The organism is Yokenella regensburgei ATCC 49455 (genome assembly GCF_000735455.1).
GTDB lineage: Bacteria > Pseudomonadota > Gammaproteobacteria > Enterobacterales > Enterobacteriaceae > Yokenella > Yokenella regensburgei.
Genome location: NZ_JMPS01000009.1, coordinates 12,732 through 32,176, shown reverse-complemented (window position 1 = coordinate 32,176; position 19,445 = coordinate 12,732). Strand labels below are relative to the sequence as shown.

Genomic DNA, 19,445 nt, shown 5'->3' with positions numbered 1-19,445 from the left:
CGGGGTGAATGTGTTGGCGCACATTCACTTCGCGATAAAAGAACACTGTTAATTTAGCCAGCGGGGAAGGGAAAGTCCATCTGGAAAATAGAAAAACAGAAAATAAATATAAAAATAAAAACAATGAATAATTAATTGATAATATATATTTTATAAAAATAAAAAGGCACGCTAAATAACGTGCCCCTTTATGACATCATTACGCCCCTTTCAACATATCAAACACCACCCGGGCAAACCCGCGCGCAATTTCCGGGCTGGAAAGGTACTGCATCATCATCGCCTGATGCGCGTCGTTGCTGTCCATTACCGCATCATCAATCGCTTTCGGGAAATCGCCCAGCATCGCCTGCTCGCGCGTATTGTTGGCAATCTGGGTCATCACCGCCTGGTTTTCTGACAGCTTGTCGCGCACCGCGAAGGCATAATTAATCATGTCTTTATCGGTGAGATTATCGGTGACGAACAGCTCATTAAGCCGGGCCAGGATATTCGACAGGAACTCTTCTTTCTTGTCCTTCGGTTTTGCCGTACCGACATCATTACCCGGCGTTATTTTGTATTCCGCCGCATCTTCCTGCAGCTTCAGATGCTGCTCGTGAAGCTTCGACAGGCGATAATGGCTCATCTCCACGTTGCTTAAATCAATCTCATCTTCTTCGATGCGCTGCTCATGCAGCAACGGACGCAGATGGCGGGCAAACAGGCTCAGCTTTTCCAGATCCTTGTCATCGTAATTGACGATTTGCGACATAAACTCGTAAAAGCGGACAAAGCTGCCGAGATCTTTCTTGAAGATATCGAGCTTACTTTTTTCTTTTTCACACTCCTTGAAGGTGTTTTCCGCATTGGTGATCAGCACAATATCGCCGGTCTTTTTGGTGCGTTCAAACATCTCTTTGGCCAGCACATACGCCTCAATCGCCGAGGTGTAGCGATGCTTCCAGCGCTCCACCGCAGGTTTGCAGATATTACTAATGGCCGCGTTGGATTTGTTTTTGCTGAAGAACGCCTCGCAGAACTGCTCCACTTCGTTCCACAGGAAAATGCCGCTGGTACGCAGCTTTTCAAACAGTTCAAAGACGAGCTGCGGATCGCTGACGTCCGTCAGTTCCGCGGTCTGGTAGTACGGCTGGAAAGCACCCAAAATCTCGTCGGGCTCGTTCCAGAAATCGAGCACAAAGGTGCCTGACTGCGCCTTCCCCGGATAGGTCCGGTTCAGGCGCGACAGCGTCTGTACGCACTCCACGCCGCCCAGCTTTTTATCCACATACATGGCGCAGAGTTTGGGCTGGTCAAACCCGGTCTGGAATTTGTTGGCCACCAGCATCACCTGGTAGTCGTCGGTATCAAACGCTTTACGCATATCCCGGCCTTTGAGGCCAGGGTTCATATTGATTTCGGTGAACTTCTGGTTCAGCAGCGCAAGGCTGTTGTGGTCATCTTCATGGAACTCCACTTCCCCGGAGAACGCCACCATTGCGCTTATCCTGTCGTACTTTTGCTCGGCGATGTATTTATCGAACGCCAGCTTGTAGCGCACCGCCGCTTTACGCGAACTGGTCACCACCATCGCTTTCGCCTGACCGGCCAGCAGGTGCATCACATGCTTACGGAAGTGCTCAACAATCACCTTCACTTTCTGCGATACGTTATGATCGTGCAGCGAGACCCACTGGTTCAGCTTGATCTTCGCTTTTTTGCTGTCCACTTCCCGGTCAGGATCGTCCAGCTTCTGCAGCAGCTTGTACGCCACCTTGTAGTTGGTGTAGTTCTTCAGCACATCAAGAATAAAGCCTTCTTCGATGGCCTGACGCATGGAGTAAACGTGGAACGCTTCCGGTTTGTTCGTTTTCGACGCCGGTTCCTGCGGATGAGGACGACGGCCAAACAGCTCCAGGGTTTTGGCTTTCGGCGTGGCGGTGAAGGCGTAATAGTTGAGGTTGCTGCTGCCTTTACGCGCGGCGACGGTGGCATCCAGAATATCTTCTGAAGACATCTCTACGTCGTCATCCGCCTCTTCGGTCATCAGCACTTCTTTCAGCTGCCGCGCCGTAGAGCCGCTCTGCGAGGAGTGCGCTTCATCGGCGATCACCGCGTATTTGCGCTGCTTGAGGCTGACGCTGTTTTCAATCGCCTTCAGGACAAACGGGAAGGTCTGAATGGTGACGATAATGATCGGCTGCGAGTTTTCCAGCGCGCTGGCCAGCTTCTCCGATTTAGAGCCGTCGCCTTCTTTGTTATTGATGCGCCCGACCACGCCGTCCTGATGTTCAAACTGATAGATGGTGTCCTGCAGCTGATCGTCCAGCACGGTGCGGTCCGTTACCACAATCACCGAGTGGAACTGTTTTTCGCCATTTTCATCATACAGGCGGGAGAGCTGATGAGCCGTCCAGGCGATAGAGTTCGACTTGCCCGACCCCGCGCTGTGCTGAATCAGGTATTTATTGCCGGTGCCTTCCACCGTAGCAGCAACGATCAGTTTATTCACCACGTCCCACTGGTGGTAGCGCGGGAAAATCAGGCTCTCGCTTTTGTACTTCAGGCCAACGGCATTCTCTTTTTCAACGATTTGCAGATGCACGAAGCTCGCGAGAATTTTCAGCAGATTGTCCGGCAGCAGCACCTCATTCCACAGATAGCTGGTGGCGTAGTCGTTGGCATCTTCCGGGATATCGTTCCCCGCGCCGCCGTCATGGGTGCCTTTGTTAAACGGCAGGAAGAAGGTTTTATCGCCCTCGAGTTTCGTCGCCATAAACACTTCGTACTGGCTGACGGCAAAGTGCACCAGCGCGCCGCGTTTAAAGGTCAGCAGCGGCTCAGGTTTATTGGTGCCAGGATCTTTCGGCAAACGCGTTTTCTTATACTGCGTGATGGCGTTTTGCACCGTCTGCTTAAATTCAGACTTCAGCTCCAGGGTCGTAATCGGCAGGCCGTTGACGAACAACACCAGGTCGATACGCCATTTCTTCGCCTTCACGCCTGTTTCTTCAAATGCGGCGTTCGACGCATGCGGGCTGTAAACCAGCTCCGGCACGATGCGGCAGATATTGTGTTTGTAGCGCGTCAGGGTTTGCGGATTAAGATTATGTTCCGGCTTAAACTGGCACAGGGAAAAACGCGCGTTATGGCTTTTGATGCCATGACGCAGCACGCCCAGCGTACCGTAGGTACGTGAAAGCATGTCGGTGGCGTTGATATCCGCTTTTTTCAGCTGCGCCACCAGCGCATCGAGGAAATGACGCTCGGTATCGGTCGGGTAAATTTTGGCAAACTTCTCCCACTCCTGCGGCTGCGTGGTCTGCACAAAGGTCAGTGCATCCTGCGAGTACAGCGCTCGTTCGCGATCGTAGCCGTCGGTTTTGCCACAAATCCAGCCTTTTGCTTCCATCTGAGCAATCATCTCATTCTGGAAGATCAGCTCTTTGGTGCTGTCCATGCTCATGCGGTCGCCTCCTGTGACTCCTCTGCTTCCTGTGTATCTGGCGCAATCCAGTCACGGACGTCGATTTTTCCGGTGACGGCGGCGGAGATAAGGGCGGTGCGGCGTTCATGGAGAAGTTGAATAGCCTGCTCGGCCATTTCTTGATTTAATTCAATTTTCCCTATCTTTTCTAGTGCGTTTTTTGTTAAATAAAATTGGTCATCAAAAGGAATGTCTCTCACATAAAAATTGCTGATTTGCTCTGGACTAATATGCGGAACACTAACACCAGTCAAGTCCATTTCAGCATATTCTCTAAATTCATTGCTGCTAAGGCATAGTTTAATAAAAGGTTGATATGATTTAATGTTCGACCTTATTCTTGCAACTCGCTGCAATAAGAGACAAGGTAAATCCTGCTCTTTAATTTCTGAAACCCTTGCTCCAGAACTAATCCATGGTCGATCCATACCAAAAACAATATCGCCAGCCACTAATAAATATTCATTGAGCCTTTCGAGTGTGCAAACATCCCAATATACAACGTCATCCCATTTTATGCTATCAACACCGACATTAACTCCTCGTAAAAGAGGAATACTATTATCAGGTGAAAATTTGAATTTTGCACTTGGGAATGGGTAGCCAGTTTGAATGTTAACTAAATTTTTTAGCTTAGTTTTTCTCTCATTGTTTCGTATGTTGACGGCATTTGAGATCACTGTCTGACGTTTTTCTTTCAGCAGTTCAATCAGTTGCTGTTGCTTCTCGATCAGGTTATCGATTTTTGCGGTTTCGTGATCGAGGAACCAAGCTACCTTCTCTGATAAAGAATAAGAACAGGTTGGTACAGGTAACAGGCCAATAAACTCCCAACTTGCTCGTGGCATTTTGGAGCCATAAGTTGAGGAATTAACCTGCTCAATAAATTCATTCGTTAATGAATAATAATTAAGGTATTTTGGATGTAATTTAGCTGTACGAAGCACAAGAAATTCAGATGAGCATACCCCGGAGAAAGTAGCTAACCAAGATTTGGCAAGATAAGGCCGCAACTTCCCGAAAAGAACGTCATTCTTTTCAAACGACACTGATGCACCATCTGCTATGTTTTCTTCTTTTGATATATACTTTCCATCGCCACTCGATATATTTTCCAATCCAACAAATAAGTCATCTGAATTGGTAGATTTTGCGGTTAGCAAATCTGCGATGTACTTTAATTTAGTGACAGACCAATCCTCAGGAATCGCCCCCAGCCACTCAACCCCAGAATCCTTATACTCCGGATACGCCTTATATTTTGCCATCAGGAGTGTACCTCCTGCAGCAATTTCATAATCTCGGCGCTGACCGCATCCAGATCGGCATCAATCTCTTCCAGTGGGCGCGGCGGCTGGTAGACGTAGAAATGGCGGTTAAACGGAATTTCATAACCGACAATCCCGACTTCGTTATCTTTGGCATCGCGCTTATCGGCGTTGATCCACGCGTCATTCACGTGCGGCAGTACTTCGGCTTTAAAGTAGTTTTCAATCAGATCGCTGGTGGAGATGGCCGGGTTAAGCGGCACGTTTTCGTTATCGCGCAGCTCGCCGTCCTGCTCAAACTCGACCACCTTGCCTTTATACTCAAACGCACCGTACAGCGGCTGAGCGGCTTCTTTCAACGCTTTCTTCACCACCGGCTCGGCATCCGGGTTTTTGGTGGTGATAGCGTCGATAAACTGCTTGTTCTCTTTCGCGTCCAGCTTCACGTCAGCGGTTTTAATGGCCCCTTTCAGGGTCAGCTGGAACTGGTTGAAATCGTTGCTCACCAGCGTTTTTCCACCCGCCTGCGTACCCAGAGCCGTCTGAATCTGCTGCGCTTTTTCCATTAAGCTACGCTGCGCCAGCCACAGTTTGCTGTCGAGCAGGTCTTTGATTTGCTTCTCTTTCAGCTCGGCAAATTCAGCTTTGATAATGGCGCGGGCTTCTGCTTCCAGCCCGGAGAGGTCACCATAGGTCCCCTCCAGCCACTGGGATGCGAACTCTTCATACAGACGTTCCATCGGCGCGTTAAACGGCTTCGGCGCAAAGCGCAGAGTCGCAATAGCCTCATCCGTTACCTGAGCGGATAAACGCAGCGGGCGCTCAATGGTCAGGCGGCGATAGCCAAAATCGGTGCTGTTAAAGATTTTGCTGGCGAAGCTTTTCGGCGCTTCGGTTTTGGCGGTGGCAGGCTGACGACCACGGCTGGATTTTTGCTCGGCGGCTTTTTCCAGGCCTAAATCCTCAAGCGAGGTGGCGTTCAGCACTTCAAAATTGCCGAAGGTGCGGGTGATGAGCTGGATATCGTCATCGCCCATCAGGTTACGCTTGGAGCCCAGCGATTTACGCATTTTGCCGTACAGGCTGGTGCCATCGATGAGCTGGACTTTACCCTTGCGCTCCGGAGCCTTTTTGTTCGACAGGATCCACACGTAGGTGGCGATGCCGGTGTTGTAGAACATGTCGGTTGGCAGCGCGACGATGCCTTCCAGCAGATCGGCCTCGAGGATATAGCGGCGGATCTCACTTTCACCGCTGCCTGCACCGCCGGTAAACAGCGGCGAACCGTTAAGAATAATGCCGATGCGGCCACCGTTGTTCACCATGCCGTCGGCGGCACGGGTGTCGCGCATTTTGCTGATCAGATGCAGCAGGAACAGCAGCGAACCGTCAGAGACGCGCGGCAGGCCGGGGCCAAAACGGCCGTTAAAGCCTTTCTGCAGGTGCTCATCGTTAATGTCACCCTCGATCTTTTTCCAGTCGACGCCAAACGGCGGGTTCGACAACATGTAGTCGAACTGGTCAGCCGGAAGCTGATCGTTAGAAAGGGTGTTGCCCAGCTTGATGCGGCTGACGTCCTGGCCTTTGATCAGCATGTCGGCTTTACAGATGGCGTAGGACTCCGGGTTCAGCTCCTGACCAAACGCGCGCATCACGGCTTTCGGGTTCAGTTCGTGAACGTATTCCATCCCGGCGGAGAGGAAGCCGCCGGTACCCGCGGTCGGGTCGTAAATAGTGCGGATGATCCCTTCTTTGGTCAGGGCATCGTCATCTTCCATAAACACCAGAGAGGTGGTTAAGCGCACGATATCGCGCGGGGTAAAGTGCTCCCCGGCGGTTTCGTTAGAACTTTCCGCGAAGCGGCGGATCAGCTCTTCAAACACCAGCCCCATTTCATAGTTGGAAATGGCCTGCGGGCTGAGATCGGTGGTGGCGAACTTCTTAACGACCTTATACAGCAGGTTAGCGTCGTCCAGCAGACCAATAAACTCGCTGAATTTAAAGTGCTCGAAGATCTCGCGCGCATCTTTTGAAAAGCTTTGAATGTAGTTTTCCAGGTTGGCGCTGATGTCGTTCTGCCCCATTTTGCCGAGATCCATCGGCGAGGTGTTGTAGAACGACAGCGAGTTGGTGGCGCGCAGCAGAAACTTTTCTTTGGCTTCTTCCGGCAGCGGGCTGGTTTTGAGTTCCTGTGCTTTAGCCACTACCGCGTCTTTGCTTTCAGCCAACACGCATTCCAGACGACGCAGCAGGGTGAAAGGCAGGATCACGCGGCCGTACTGAGATTGTTTGAAGTCGCCGCGCAGCAGATCGGCAACGGCCCAGATGAAGGCCGCCGTTTGCGAGAAATTTGTGTTAGTCATGAAAGTTACCAAAAGCGGTTACAAAATAGGGTGATTATACAGCGTCATTCCGACTTCGCACGGCATTCATCCCCTCCGGTAACGGGATGAATACCGGCTAACGGGTTACTGTTCGATCTCCAGCTCATCAAACAGCTGCAGGTCGACGTCCAGCAGCTCAACGGCATTGCTGCGGCGGATACCGACGTTGTTCTCAATCAGCAGTTCGAGCAGGCGATCGCCGTCGATCAGGGTGATCGGCGCGGCTCCCGGGAACAGTGCGGCTTCGGCGCAGCTGGTGGCAAATCTGCCGGTGGTGATGAGCGTACCGCGAATGGCCTTATGGTACGGCAGCGCGCCGCGCAGCTGGTCGATAAGCGGGCGGTTGACGGTGTTCTGCATCCGCTTCACCTGCACCACTTCGGTGATGGTGGTGATGCCCACCTGCACCTTGCCAACAACGTCCACGCCCTTGTCACCGGAGGCTTTGGTGACTTCAACTTGTTCATAGCCCATTGCTTCCAGAAGCTGACCCACTAAGTGTTCAAACTTATACGGGTTCATGGTGCTGATTTGCTCGCGCAGCAGCTCTTTTTGCTGCTGATTATAGCGTTTGACCGCATCGAGCAGCTCTTTGCGCGGGTCGGTTTTCCGCGCTGGCAGGGCTTTACTCAACCAGGCGCGGCCGGTATCGGTAATGCTGTAACTCATGCCGTCGCGATCGACCATGTGCCTGTCGATAAGATTGTAGAGCCGCGAGTAGAGCGTGCTTTTGATGGAGCTGGCGGAAGCAAACTTTGAATGCTGGTGGAGGAAGGCCTGCCATTCAGGCAATAAATCGGCGCGTTTTGACATCTCACGGCTGGCCAGCAGCTCCAGTAGCTGCAGAATGCCTTCCTGATCGTCGAGCCAGCGCCACGTTGACTCATCAGCGTTGAGGAATTGATTGCCCCGCTCGGTGGCCTGCCAGAGCCCGTCGCTGCTCTCTTCCATCAGCTTAAACTGCTCGTTGTTGAGGAACAGGTAGCAGCCGTAGCTGTGGCGAGGGTTGAGGATGTGGTTATCGGTTTGCCAGATGCGGTGCGCGAGCTCTGCGTCCTCACCGGTCAGGCGCTCAATAATCCATTTGTCTGGCTCCGACCAGTCGACGGGTTTTTGCGGTGTGCCGGTTTGTTCATGGATCGCAGTGATCATATTACGTACCGACTTAGCGGGGTAGCCTGCGGAGGCTTTCATCATGGCCTGCGCCTGTGCATAAGTCGGAAAAAGTGGCGTTATGACTTTGTAGTTTTTCACGTTGTTCCCTTAACGATGATGTTGTGCATAGCATGCCAGTTTCGAGGGGAATTACTGTTGGATGAATCACTTATCGGAAAGATATCGCGACGAGTGTCATTTTTCTGACATCCACTCTCTTTATAGTGTCCTGCTCTTGCAAAGGATACTAACCACATGAAAATCAAAATAATCCCTCTGGTTATCGGCTGTACTCTCTCCTTCTCTGCGCTGGCGGCGGAACCTCACGCCGAGCGCTATATCGTGAGCTTCCCGGAAGGCTCAAACATTCCTTATCGCGGTGCATTCTCCAGCGCTTTCCCGAACGGGTTGCCGGTGGGAATTGGCTCCGGGCTGCTGTTTACCGGCAAAGAGGGCGATGCCCTGACGTTTGCCACCGTGACCGATCGCGGGCCGAACGCCGATTCACCGAACGTGGGCAAGCGCGAGGCGAAGATTTTCGTGGTGCCCGGGTTTACTCCGCAGATGATGACTATTCGGCTGGAAAACGGTAAAGCGCAGGCGACAAACGCCGTGCCGCTGCACGATGCGAAGGGCAACATCAACGGCCTGCCGCTTGAAAGCGACGTCATTGGCTCCACCAATGAAGTGGCGCTTAGCGACAGCATGAAGGTGCTGAAAGGGGATAACCGTGGGCTGGATACCGAAGGTATTACCCCGGATGGTAAAGGCGGTTACTGGCTTTGCGATGAATATGGCCCGTTCCTGGTGAACGTCGACCGCAGCGGAAAGATCCTCGCCATGCACGGGCCGCAGGCCGAAAACGGCGAGAAGTCTATCGCCGGTGGTTTGCCGAACGTTATCAAATGGCGTCAGCCGAACCGTGGCTTTGAGGGGCTGACCCGCATGCCGGACGGGCGGATTATCGCGGCGGTACAGAGCACGCTCGATATCGACGGTAAAAGCAAGAAGCAGGCGCTGTTTACCCGCCTGGTGAGCTTCGACCCGGCGACGGGGAAAACGGCGATGTACGGTTACCCGATAGATGCGGCGGCGTACAGCAAAAACAGCGATGCCAAAATTGGCGATATCGTGGCGCTCGATAATCAGCATATTTTGCTGATTGAGCAGGGTGGCGATAAAGACGGGGCGATGCGTAATAACATCTACAAAGTGGATTTGAGTAAGGCGAGCGATCTGGCTGCATTCGACAAAACCTGGAAGTATCCGGAGTTTGATGATGAGGAAAAACTGGCGAAACGCGGCGTCATGCTGGCGGAAAAATCGCTGGTGGTGGATTTGCGTAAGCTTGGCTGGCAGCAGGAGAAAGCCGAAGGGCTGGCGCTGATTGATGGTAAGACCCTGGCAGTGGCCAACGATAATGACTTTGGCGTGAAGACGGTGCTGAAAGATCCTGTCGCAGGGAAAAAGCTGAAGGATTACCGCCTGAACGAGCAGGGTGAGCTGACGGTGGACGATAAAGTTGTGGCAACGAGCATCGGCGTGAAGCCGCTGGAGAAACCTGAATCTGAGAGTGAGCTGTGGGTGGTGACGCTGCCTGAAGCGGTGATGTAAGCGTTGTGCGGTCTGCTCCCCTCACCCTGACCCTCTCCCGGAGGGAGAGGGGATGGTCAGTGCGGTCTGAATCCCTCTCCCTTTGGGAGAGGGGATAGTCACGGTATTACTTTTTCAATCCGGCGAACGCTGCGCGGATCTCTTCTTCCGGCAACTGAACGCCGATAAACACCAGCGTGCTGTGCGGTGTTTCTTCGCCCCACGGGCGGTCCCAGTCGGCGCTGTACAGGCGCTGAACGCCCTGGAACAGCAGGCGGTTTGGTTCGCCGTCAATCCACAGCATCCCTTTGTAGCGCAGCAGCTTCTCGGCAAATGACAGCAGCAGGTTCTCCATCACTCGCGAAACGTCGCTGATATCCACCGGGTAGTCCAGCTCGACGACAATCGAGCTGACGTCGTTTTGTTTGTCGGCCATGAAGTGGAAGCGCGGCGCGGTGGTGACTTTCTCTTCCAGCATAAAGCCGTTGGTATTAAACAGCAGGCCGAGGTCGATATCGCCGTGCGTGACGGTGTAAATTGGCGCACGGGCGTTAATGCGCGCCAGGCGTTCACGAAGCTGAGCGGCTTCACCTGCAACGTCGGTTTTGGTCAGCAGAATGCGGTCCGCGTAGCCCACCTGCGACTGGGCGAGGGTGAACTGATTCATTTGCTGATCCGCGTGGGCGGCATCGACCAGCGCAATGACGCCGTCGAGGAGGTAGCGCTGGCAGAGGATTTCGTGGGAGAAAAAAGTCTGAATAATCGGGCCCGGATCGGCCATGCCGGTGCACTCAATCACCAATCGGTCGAAGGTGATTTCACCGCGGTCGAGGCTGTCGAGCAGATCCAGCAGCGCGTCTTCCAGCTCGTTAGAACGGCTACAGCAGATACAGCCGTTGGTCAGGGTTTTGATCTGCGTGGCGCGATCGCCAATCAGCTGGTCGTCGACAGAGACTTCGCCGAACTCATTTTCGATGACGGCAATTTTGAAGCCATGCTGCTCATTGAGGATATGGCGCAGCAGGGTGGTCTTCCCGGCGCCGAGAAAGCCGGTGAGTAGGGTGACTGCAACAGGTGTCATGTTCTCTCCTTTAGCAACAGCGCATACCGCCTTTTCCGTCGCCGCCGTAGCGTGCCTGCTGGCGTTCGCGGAAGAATTCGTTATAGGTCATGTAAGGTTTGTCCGGATGGTTGGTCTTCATGTGCTCGACGTAGTTGTCGTAATCCGGAATGCCAATCAGCATTTTCGCCGCCTGACCGAGATATTTTTTAGCCTGACCTAAGTTACCAAACATTTTGCCATCCTGATAATGCGTAAAGCCCGGTGAAGTGAGTTCACCGGGCGTTTTCCCTTATCCCCCCGACTCTAAGGAGAGGGGATAAAAGGATTAGTGGTGGGAAGAGGTTTTCACGCCGCCTTCCGGTACCGGGACGTACGGGGTTTCTTTATCCGTACGTTTGTCGCTGTTACGCACATTGAGCCAGGTTTTGATGCCGTAGAAGATGATGCTGTAAACCACCACCAGGAACAGAATGCTGAGACCGGCGTTGGTGTAGTTGTTCACCACGATATGGTTCATGTTGGCAATCTGTTGTGCGGTCAGGTCGCCGCCACCGGCTGCCAGCTTCTCTTTGTACTGGTTCGCCATGAAGAAGAAGCCTTCCATTGACGGGTTAGTACTGAAGAGCTTCAGACCCAGTGCCCAGGTGGTGCAAATCAGTAGCCATACGGCTGGCAGCACGGTTACCCAGATGTATTTGGTGCGCTTCATCTTCACCAGGACCACGGTACCCAGTACCAGTGCGACTGCCGCCAGCATCTGGTTAGAGATCCCGAACAGCGGCCACAGGCTCTTCACACCGCCCAGCGGATCGACCACGCCCTGATACAGCAGGTAGCCCCACAGGCCAACGCAGCCCGCTGTACCCAGGATGCCAGCCACCAGAGAGTCGGTTTTCTTCAGGAACGGGACGAAGTTACCCAGCAGATCCTGCAGCATGAAGCGGCCAGCACGGGTACCGGCGTCCAGCGCGGTCAGGATGAACAGCGCTTCAAACAGGATCCCGAAGTGGTACCAGAAGCCCATGTCGGCCATCGGCAGCACTTTGTGGAACACGTGGGCAATACCTACCGCCAGCGTCGGTGCACCACCGGCGCGGTTCAGCACGGACGGTTCACCAATGTCCTTCGCCGTTTGCATGATCTGCTCAGGCGAAATCACGAAGCCCCAGGAGCTGACGGTCGCTGCCGCCTGGGTGCTGACGTCTTTCAGCTGCGCCATGATCATCGCCGCGTTCTCACCGCCCATTTCGTGCAGGTTCGGCATGGTGATGCCAAGGCCCGCCGGTGGGGTGTTCATCGCGAAGTAGAGGCCTGGCTCGATGATAGAAGCCGCAACCAGCGCCATGATGGCAACGAAAGATTCCATCAGCATCGCGCCGTAACCGATGAAACGCGCGTCGGTTTCGTTGGCCAGCAGCTTCGGCGTGGTGCCGGAAGAGATCAGCGCGTGGAAGCCGGAAACCGCACCACAGGCAATGGTAATAAACAGGAACGGGAACAGTGCACCTTTCCACAGCGGGCCGGTACCGTCGATGTACTGGGTGACCGCCGGCATTTTCAGATCCGGGTTGAGGATCACGATGCCGAGCGCCAGACCGACAATAACGCCAATTTTCAGGAAGGTGGCGAGGTAGTCACGTGGTGCCAGAATCAGCCAAACCGGCAGCAGCGCGGAGATAAAGGCATAACCAATCAGCGCGAAGGTGATGGTGGTGTCTTTAAAGGTCAGCGCCGGGCCCCAGTACGGGTCGTGCGCAATCACGCCGCCGAAGTAGATAGAGGCGACCAGCAGGACGATACCAATGACTGAGACTTCACCCACGCGGCCCGGGCGCAGGAAGCGCATGTAGATGCCCATAAACAGCGCAATCGGCACAGTGGAGCAGACGGTAAACACGCCCCACGGACTTTCTGCCAGTGCTTTCACCACGATAAGCGCCAGCACCGCAAGGATGATGATCATGATGAGGAAGCAGCCGAACAGGGCAATCGAACCCGGCACGCGGCCCATCTCTTCCTTCACCATCTCGCCAAGCGACGAGCCGTTACGGCGGGTAGAGATGAACAGTACCATGAAGTCCTGTACCGCACCGGCGAGCACTACGCCTGCCAGCAGCCACAGGGTACCCGGCAGGTAGCCCATCTGTGCTGCCAGCACCGGGCCGACCAGTGGGCCTGCGCCCGCGATGGCCGCGAAGTGGTGGCCAAACAGCACGTAGCGGTTGGTTGGCACATAGTTAAGGCCATCGTTGTTAATCACCGCCGGCGTGGCGCGTGTGGGGTCCAGCTTCATCACCTTCTGGGCGATATAGAGGCTGTAGTAGCGGTAAGCCACCAGATAAACCGAGACGGATGCCACGACTATCCACAGGGCGCTGACGTGCTCGCCGCGACGTAGCGCGACAACCGATAGACAAAAAGCGCCGATAATCCCGAGGATGGCCCAGGGTACGTGCTTAAATATTTTTTTCGTATCCATAGTAAGACCTGGTTGTGTAAACGAAAGTTGGGGTCAATGTGTGTTATTGGGGAGTTATTGATGGTGATGCTGGCGCTATCTTGCCTGAAAGGTGTCTTCCTTTATGAAGGAAAAACGGTGAGTGGTTGTATAACGTGCTCAGCGGTTGCTGGAATGACTGAGTGGTTGAGTAAAGTCTGATATTGGTTATTTATGTGATTTATGTCACGGAAAGTAGAGGAATATATTTTACAGCGCTAAGCTGGAATATATTTTAAGAAATTGCCAAATGTCTATAAATTGCACAGCAGTGTCTCTTTTTTAGTGCGTTGTTGAATAGGGAAAGCTGTCTTATATTCAATTCATACACACTGTAAATTGAGATAGTTATGGGATACTTATTATCAAAAAATGCGTTACTTTATGGTAACCATGGAGTTAAGGAATTTCTCCAAAGCCGCTGAAGCATTGTGCAAAACTCGTTCACCATTGAGCAAAGTTATTTGCGAGATGGAGGATTACCTTGGCGGAATGCTGTTTAAACGCAAATATAATGAACTGGAGCCGACTGAGCTTGCGCTGGAGTATTACGCTAAGTTTCGCTCGGTTTATAACGAGTTGCTTGAGCTTGAAGATGATATTCAGAATAATAGCAAGATAAAAGATCTTCTGGTCAAGTTCGATATTACTTTTCCTGAATTATTATATAAAAACATTAAGATTGCCCTGGAGTCTTCAAATGCGAAAGTGCAGTGTGAGCGAAAAATCATTGAGGCTGGAGATATTAATGAGCTGATTTATAACAAAAACAGTGTAATTTTCTCAATGCGAGATATTTCACTATCGTATAACGTTAACCATGAAGAGTGGTTTAGCGATGAGCTGGTGCTGATCTCGCCAAAAGATGCCGATCTTAACAAACCGCTCAAACTTTTTATCTGGAAGGATATGAATACCCATTATTATAAACAAATTTTCGGTAATTTACTGGGTGACATTAATAAAACGGTAGAGTTCGTTGAACATAACTGGGATATTCTTTCTGTTTTTTATAACGTTCACCTGGGTAAAGGCTCTGCGATTATAACACCTAAGCTGTCTCGGTTTTTGTCTATCGATGGTGTACAGAGTACGGTGCTCAAAAATAAAAGGCTTAAAATAAGAGGGTATCACTGCTTAAAGTCTGACTATACCGCAGAGAAGAATAAGGTGAAAAAGATCATCAACTCCTTTGTGTAGTTTTTTCCTTAATCATCAGGCAATGAAGTAGTGGATTCAAAAAGCTTTTTTGCCCGTCAGGAAAGCAATAGGTGAAGTTGATGTTATGATCATAGGCAGGAATGGTTATCTGCTGATTGTTAATCATTTTAACAACAAATGATAATGAATCTCTGTCCAGATCATGGCCATCTGTACCCATAAACAAGCCAAAATACTGATTATTAATCAGTATAATATCCTTTATTACGTGATTCAGCGTACCTCTTTCGTAATGTTCAGCGATTGATTTCATGAATAACTCTATCTTTTAAGTATTCTAAAATATCATCATTTTAGCATAAGTTGTTGATTATGATCGTTTTTTGATCTTGTTTTTAGTTTTTTATCGTAACTCATTGAAAAAGATCACTTTATTTTTACCGCCCCGTTTTTGTCATTTGTGTATTTTCAAATGAAGATAAAAAAACCTTTTTATTATCGCCTTCAATAAGGTGATTACCTCTTTTTATCTTTTCTCGATGGCAGGAGATGGGGTGTCTGACGGTAGTTCTACTTGTGAGTAATCCCAGAAATCTTTCTTCTTAACATGACAGAATAGTTTTTTTGTCAGAGAGGAATTTTGGTAACTCTCTGAGTTTTCACTATGACAGAGAAATCATGAACCTCTCATTTCAAGAATGATGCGAAAAAAGTCAAATGTGATTGTTTTTTGCTCCAGGTTCTCTGATTGCTCATTTAGAATTTTCTCAACGCAACTTCTCTGATGGCGTTTTTTCTTATTCGAGGTGGTTATGATTAGCGATGACAAAGTGCTGTCGGCAATGTCGACGGTGGAAAGCTACGTCGTGCAAACGGAGGCGCACACATTTCAGAGCCCGCACATTATTATGGCGGCTCTGGCAGGGAGCATTATTTTTTCGGTTACGGCAAAAGACTTTAATGCGCGTACGCGTATTTTACTTTTTGTTGCCTCCTTTATTGTCGGCGTACTCGCGGCCCACTTTATGTCGGGAGTGATATACGTGGTGTTAAAGGATTTTTTAAAAGTAACGGTGTCGGTTCCGGATACCATTGGTGCCTTAATCGGCGCGGTGGTTTCTGTCCGTCTATTAATGTTTTTCTGCGAAAAACCGGAAAAAACAACATCCATTTTTGATCTGCTGAAACGCAAATAAGGTAATTAAAGAGGTTATTATGCAACAGTTTACATTGAGTGAAAGAAGTCTGAAGAATTTGCAGGGAGTTCATCCTGATTTAGTCGCCATCTGTAAAAAAGCGCTGGATCTGACGCTGATTGATTTCGGTATTACCGAAGGGCTGCGTTCGCTGGATAAACAAAAAGAGATGGTGCGGACAGGGAAATCACAGACCATGAAAAGCCGCCATCTGACCGGCCATGCGGTTGATGTATTTGCTTATCCGACACCGGCCGGCTCCTGGGATTTTGCCGACTACGAGCTCATTTCCAATGCCTTCAAACAGGCAGCGAAAAGCCTGGGTCACAGCATTGAATGGGGCGGTGACTGGAAGAGTCTGAAGGATGGCCCGCACTTCCAACTGACATGGAGTGAATACCCGGTTTGATCCCCGCGTCGATCGCCTTTTTCTCCTGGACGGAGAGGGAGGCGACCTCTCCCTTTTTCTGCACGTTTTCAGCACGATTTGCCGTAAAGTTTTTCCTCCTCAGGCCGAAAACATCGTTATCTGCCTAAAGGAAAGCGTAAACATGTTAAACCGAATCAGGATTGTCACCAGCCTCGTGTTGGTGCTGATGTTATTTGGCCTTTTGCAACTGACATCTGGCGGGCTGTTCTTTAATGCCCTCAAACACGACAAAGAAAACTTCACCGTACTGCAAACCATCCGCCAGCAGCAGTCTTCGCTGAACGGCAGCTGGGTTGCATTGCTGCAGACCCGTAACACCCTCAACCGTGCGGGTATCCGTTACATGATGGATCAGAACCATATCGGTAGCGGTGCGACCGTGCAGGATCTGATGCAGATTGCGAGCAAAAGCCTGAGTGAAGCTGAAAAGCGCTGGGCCGAGTATGAAGCGCTGCCGCGCGATCCGCGCCAGAGTGACTCTGCCGCTGCCGAAATTAAGCGTAACTACGATATCTACCACGGTGCGCTTGCCGATCTGATCCAACTGCTGGGCGCAGGTAAAATCAACGACTTCTTTGACCAGCCGACTCAGAGCTATCAGGACGGTTTTGAGAAAGAATACGTGAGCTACCTTTCCCAGAACGATCGCCTGTACGAACTGGCGGTTCAGGACAGCAGCAGCTCCTACTCCCAGGCTATCTGGGTGCTGATCAGCGTACTGATCGCCGTGCTGGTGGTGATCATGGGCGTATGGATGGGGATCCACAAAACCCTTATCGCACCGCTCAACAGCCTCATTGGTAGCATTCGTCATATCGCCAGCGGCGATCTGGTGAAGCGTATTGATGTAGAAGGCACCAACGAAATGGGCCAGCTGGCGGATTCACTGCGTCATATGCAGGGTGAGCTGGTGCGTACCGTCGGCGAAGTGCGTAACGGCGCCGATGCGATTTACAGCGGCGCCAGCGAAATCGCGATGGGTAACAACGATCTCTCCTCGCGCACCGAAGAGCAGGCAGCCTCTCTGGAAGAGACGGCGGCGAGCATGGAACAGCTGACGGCAACGGTTAAGCAGAACGCCGAAAACGCCCGTCAGGCAAGCAACCTGGCGCTCAGCGCTTCTGAAACCGCGCAGAAAGGCGGTAAAGTGGTTGATAACGTTGTGCAGACGATGCGCGATATTGCCGGCAGCTCGCAGAAAATTGCTGACATCATCAGCGTGATTGATGGTATTGCCTTCCAGACCAACATTCTGGCGCTCAACGCCGCAGTCGAAGCGGCACGTGCGGGCGAGCAGGGCCGTGGCTTTGCGGTGGTGGCAGGGGAAGTTCGTAACCTGGCCCAGCGCAGTGCTCAGGCGGCGCGCGAGATTAAGAGCCTGATTGAAGACTCCGTAAGCCGCGTGGACGTTGGCTCTACGCTGGTGGAAAGCGCCGGTGAAACCATGGATGAAATCGTTAATGCGGTGACCCGTGTGACCGATATCATGGGTGAAATTGCCTCGGCATCCGATGAGCAGAGCCGCGGTATCGACCAGGTTGGCCTGGCGGTTGCCGAGATGGATCGTGTGACCCAGCAGAACGCCTCCCTGGTGGAAGAGTCCGCCGCGGCGGCGGCTGCGCTGGAAGAGCAGGCGAGCCGTCTGACTCAGGCTGTGGCGGTGTTCCGCATTCAGCAACAGCAGATGAAGGCGAAAGGTATGGGCGTGGCGGCGAAATCGCTCCCGTCTGCACCGCTGAAGAAAGCCGCCGTTGCCGAAGGCAACGACAACTGGGAAACCTTCTGATTGACTGACCGCCGGCGAGGTCTTTAACCCCTCGCCGGACTATAATTCACGGCGCATGGCGCACCGCAGTTCTCGCGGTAGCCCCTGCGCCGTTTCTTTATCTCGTTTGCCCGCAAGACCCGACTCCAGCTCGCTATCGTCGAGTATGATAAAACCCTGCCGCGCATAGAATGGGGCGTTCCACGGTACTGCTTTGAACGTTGTCAGCGTCAACGCCGGGTAGCGCTGTTCACGCGCATAGTCGGCGATAAACTGCAGAAATTGCTGGCCAATACCGCGCCCCTGCCAGCTCCGGTGTACCGAAATCTCCGCAATGAACAGGGCGTCATCCAGCGGCTGCGCCAGCATAAAACCAACCAGCTGCTGCCCGTGCTCTGCAACCCAGCTGTGTCCAAGCTCGGCCCACTCGCGATGAACCGCTTCAGGTACACCATCATCGGAGGAGATCCATGCCAGGTCCGGGAGAGCCAGAAAGGCACGTCCTGCAGAGCGTTCAATGGCCGGAAGTGCACTGATATCGTGGTTTTGCGTGCGGCGAAACAGAACCTCGTGCGCAAAGGTGTTAGTTTTCATTGTGTAAGTCCCTTTTAGCCTTACGGAGAATTCTATGCCATTTCGCGCTGTCCCTGCGACCCAATTCAGTAGTGAACAACTTACCGCTATGTTAGGGAAGTGCTTTGAAGGCTACAGCCAGCCTTTCTCGCTCCCCGTCGATGTATTTGCCCAGCGCTTCGCCGCCGAAGGATTGAGCCTGGTGGATTCGTGCGTGTGGATGGAGGGGGATGACCTGGTCGCCGTGGCGCTTATCGCCCACCGCGGGCAATCGGCCCGGCTGGCGGCTTTCGCGATCCGCCCGGCCTGGCGGGGGAAAGGCATCGGCAGAAAACTGCTGGCACCGTTGATGGACAGCCTGGGTGCGAAAGGGTTCCAGGAGATCTGGCTGGAGGTGATTCAGGATAATCATCCCGGCGTGGCGCTGTATCAGTCGCTGGGGTTTACCATCACCCAGAAGCTCTGCGGCTATCAGGGGATGCAGCCGGGCAAAATTACCGAGCGCGCCCTGCAGGAGACGGCGGTGATGCCGCTGCTGCGCCGGGCGATGGTAGAGCAGGCTCAGGGCACGCCGTGGCTGATGGATCCGGCTTCACTGATGATGCTGCCGTGTCGGGCGTTCATTCACCAGCAGGCGTTTGCCGTGGTATCGATGCTGACGGAAAAACCGCAGTTAAGAATGATTTATGTGGCGCCTGAGAAACGCCATCATGGGCAAGGACGGGAAATCCTCCGGGCGCTTAACCAGCAGTTTCCGGGGCTGGCGACGGTGGTTTCAGTACCCGAACCGCTCACCACGCTGTTCGCTTCCGCAGGATATATGACCATGGCGGTGCAGCAGTTTGAGATGCGGGCGGCGCTGGTCTGAATAAAAAGGGGAGCCCGGCTCCC

At 52.4% G+C, this 19,445-nt stretch carries 15 protein-coding genes; 6 read left to right on the top strand and 9 right to left on the bottom strand.

Annotated elements, in window-relative coordinates; genetic code table 11:
• Positions 1 to 199: 199 nt before the first annotated feature.
• From GYRE_RS01270 to GYRE_RS01255, 4 genes are all read right to left on the bottom strand, one after another.
• Positions 200 to 3,448, bottom strand: a complete 3,249-nt coding sequence (locus GYRE_RS01270) for a type I restriction endonuclease subunit R (protein WP_038252359.1) — start codon at positions 3,446 to 3,448, stop codon at positions 200 to 202.
• Complete coding sequence (locus tag GYRE_RS24785) at positions 3,445 to 4,737, bottom strand: restriction endonuclease subunit S (protein ID WP_038252358.1); 1,293 nt, start codon at positions 4,735 to 4,737, stop codon at positions 3,445 to 3,447. The genes GYRE_RS01270 and GYRE_RS24785 overlap by 4 nt, the downstream gene beginning before the upstream one ends.
• On the bottom strand, positions 4,737 to 7,100 hold the full coding sequence (locus tag GYRE_RS01260; RefSeq protein ID WP_038252357.1) for a type I restriction-modification system subunit M: 2,364 nt from the start codon (positions 7,098 to 7,100) through the stop codon (positions 4,737 to 4,739). The genes GYRE_RS24785 and GYRE_RS01260 overlap by 1 nt, the downstream gene beginning before the upstream one ends.
• Before the next feature lie 105 nt (positions 7,101 to 7,205).
• Positions 7,206 to 8,375: a restriction endonuclease gene (locus GYRE_RS01255; RefSeq protein WP_038252356.1), complete on the bottom strand. Its 1,170-nt coding sequence runs from the start codon at positions 8,373 to 8,375 to the stop codon at positions 7,206 to 7,208.
• Positions 8,376 to 8,531: 156 nt separating this feature from the next.
• Here GYRE_RS01255 and GYRE_RS01250 point away from each other — a divergent pair, with 156 nt between their 5' ends.
• A complete protein-coding gene (locus tag GYRE_RS01250; RefSeq protein ID WP_038252355.1) occupies positions 8,532 to 9,890 on the top strand; it encodes an esterase-like activity of phytase family protein in 1,359 nt (452 codons plus the stop codon).
• Positions 9,891 to 9,996: 106 nt separating this feature from the next.
• On the opposite strand, the gene yjiA is transcribed toward GYRE_RS01250, so the two are convergent.
• The 3 genes from yjiA to btsT form a co-directional block, all read right to left on the bottom strand.
• Positions 9,997 to 10,950 (bottom strand): GTPase, encoded by a 954-nt coding sequence (gene yjiA, locus GYRE_RS01245; RefSeq protein ID WP_038252354.1) that lies wholly within the window; start codon positions 10,948 to 10,950, stop codon positions 9,997 to 9,999.
• A gap of 10 nt (positions 10,951 to 10,960) precedes the next feature.
• A complete protein-coding gene (locus GYRE_RS01240; RefSeq protein WP_006817000.1) occupies positions 10,961 to 11,164 on the bottom strand; it encodes a YbdD/YjiX family protein in 204 nt (67 codons plus the stop codon).
• A 93-nt stretch (positions 11,165 to 11,257) separates the two neighbouring features.
• Positions 11,258 to 13,411 carry a pyruvate/proton symporter BtsT gene (btsT, locus tag GYRE_RS01235; protein WP_038252352.1) on the bottom strand — a complete coding sequence of 718 codons (2,154 nt, stop codon included), beginning with the start codon at positions 13,409 to 13,411 and terminating at the stop codon, positions 11,258 to 11,260.
• 390 nt (positions 13,412 to 13,801) lie between these two features.
• Between btsT and GYRE_RS01230 the strand changes: the two genes are divergently transcribed.
• Positions 13,802 to 14,629: a LysR family transcriptional regulator gene (locus GYRE_RS01230; protein WP_072009024.1), complete on the top strand. Its 828-nt coding sequence runs from the start codon at positions 13,802 to 13,804 to the stop codon at positions 14,627 to 14,629.
• Here the strand turns inward: GYRE_RS01230 and GYRE_RS24355 are convergent.
• A complete protein-coding gene (locus tag GYRE_RS24355) occupies positions 14,613 to 14,903 on the bottom strand; it encodes a hypothetical protein (protein ID WP_006817005.1) in 291 nt (96 codons plus the stop codon). The genes GYRE_RS01230 and GYRE_RS24355 overlap by 17 nt on opposite strands.
• Positions 14,904 to 15,402: 499 nt before the next feature.
• Between GYRE_RS24355 and GYRE_RS01225 the strand changes: the two genes are divergently transcribed.
• The 3 genes from GYRE_RS01225 to tsr all read left to right on the top strand — a co-directional run bounded on the left by GYRE_RS01225 (position 15,403) and on the right by tsr (position 18,002).
• Complete coding sequence (locus GYRE_RS01225) at positions 15,403 to 15,786, top strand: putative holin (protein ID WP_006817006.1); 384 nt, start codon at positions 15,403 to 15,405, stop codon at positions 15,784 to 15,786.
• A gap of 16 nt (positions 15,787 to 15,802) precedes the next feature.
• Positions 15,803 to 16,195 carry a M15 family metallopeptidase gene (locus GYRE_RS01220; protein WP_373896529.1) on the top strand — a complete coding sequence of 131 codons (393 nt, stop codon included), beginning with the start codon at positions 15,803 to 15,805 and terminating at the stop codon, positions 16,193 to 16,195.
• A gap of 142 nt (positions 16,196 to 16,337) precedes the next feature.
• Positions 16,338 to 18,002 carry a methyl-accepting chemotaxis protein gene (gene tsr, locus GYRE_RS01215; RefSeq protein WP_038252343.1) on the top strand — a complete coding sequence of 555 codons (1,665 nt, stop codon included), beginning with the start codon at positions 16,338 to 16,340 and terminating at the stop codon, positions 18,000 to 18,002.
• 39 nt (positions 18,003 to 18,041) lie between these two features.
• On the opposite strand, the gene GYRE_RS01210 is transcribed toward tsr, so the two are convergent.
• Entirely contained in the window at positions 18,042 to 18,575 is a 534-nt protein-coding gene (locus tag GYRE_RS01210; RefSeq protein ID WP_038252340.1) for a GNAT family N-acetyltransferase, read from the bottom strand.
• A gap of 34 nt (positions 18,576 to 18,609) precedes the next feature.
• Here GYRE_RS01210 and GYRE_RS01205 point away from each other — a divergent pair, with 34 nt between their 5' ends.
• Positions 18,610 to 19,422, top strand: coding sequence for a GNAT family N-acetyltransferase (locus GYRE_RS01205; protein WP_038252338.1), 813 nt, complete (start codon positions 18,610 to 18,612; stop codon positions 19,420 to 19,422).
• Positions 19,423 to 19,445: the final 23 nt, after the last annotated feature.

What these genes read in the sequence shown, in the direction of transcription:
- GYRE_RS01270 (WP_038252359.1), bottom strand. Translation starts at nt 3,448, where the DNA reads ATGAGCATGGACAGCACCAAAGAGCTGATCTTCCAGAATGAGATGATT.
- GYRE_RS24785 (WP_038252358.1), bottom strand. Translation starts at nt 4,737, where the DNA reads ATGGCAAAATATAAGGCGTATCCGGAGTATAAGGATTCTGGGGTTGAG.
- GYRE_RS01260 (WP_038252357.1), bottom strand. Translation starts at nt 7,100, where the DNA reads ATGACTAACACAAATTTCTCGCAAACGGCGGCCTTCATCTGGGCCGTT.
- GYRE_RS01250 (WP_038252355.1), top strand. Translation starts at nt 8,532, where the DNA reads ATGAAAATCAAAATAATCCCTCTGGTTATCGGCTGTACTCTCTCCTTC.
- yjiA (WP_038252354.1), bottom strand. Translation starts at nt 10,950, where the DNA reads ATGACACCTGTTGCAGTCACCCTACTCACCGGCTTTCTCGGCGCCGGG.
- GYRE_RS01240 (WP_006817000.1), bottom strand. Translation starts at nt 11,164, where the DNA reads ATGTTTGGTAACTTAGGTCAGGCTAAAAAATATCTCGGTCAGGCGGCG.
- btsT (WP_038252352.1), bottom strand. Translation starts at nt 13,411, where the DNA reads ATGGATACGAAAAAAATATTTAAGCACGTACCCTGGGCCATCCTCGGG.
- GYRE_RS01230 (WP_072009024.1), top strand. Translation starts at nt 13,802, where the DNA reads ATGCGTTACTTTATGGTAACCATGGAGTTAAGGAATTTCTCCAAAGCC.
- GYRE_RS24355 (WP_006817005.1), bottom strand. Translation starts at nt 14,903, where the DNA reads ATGAAATCAATCGCTGAACATTACGAAAGAGGTACGCTGAATCACGTA.
- GYRE_RS01225 (WP_006817006.1), top strand. Translation starts at nt 15,403, where the DNA reads ATGATTAGCGATGACAAAGTGCTGTCGGCAATGTCGACGGTGGAAAGC.
- tsr (WP_038252343.1), top strand. Translation starts at nt 16,338, where the DNA reads ATGTTAAACCGAATCAGGATTGTCACCAGCCTCGTGTTGGTGCTGATG.
- GYRE_RS01210 (WP_038252340.1), bottom strand. Translation starts at nt 18,575, where the DNA reads ATGAAAACTAACACCTTTGCGCACGAGGTTCTGTTTCGCCGCACGCAA.
- GYRE_RS01205 (WP_038252338.1), top strand. Translation starts at nt 18,610, where the DNA reads ATGCCATTTCGCGCTGTCCCTGCGACCCAATTCAGTAGTGAACAACTT.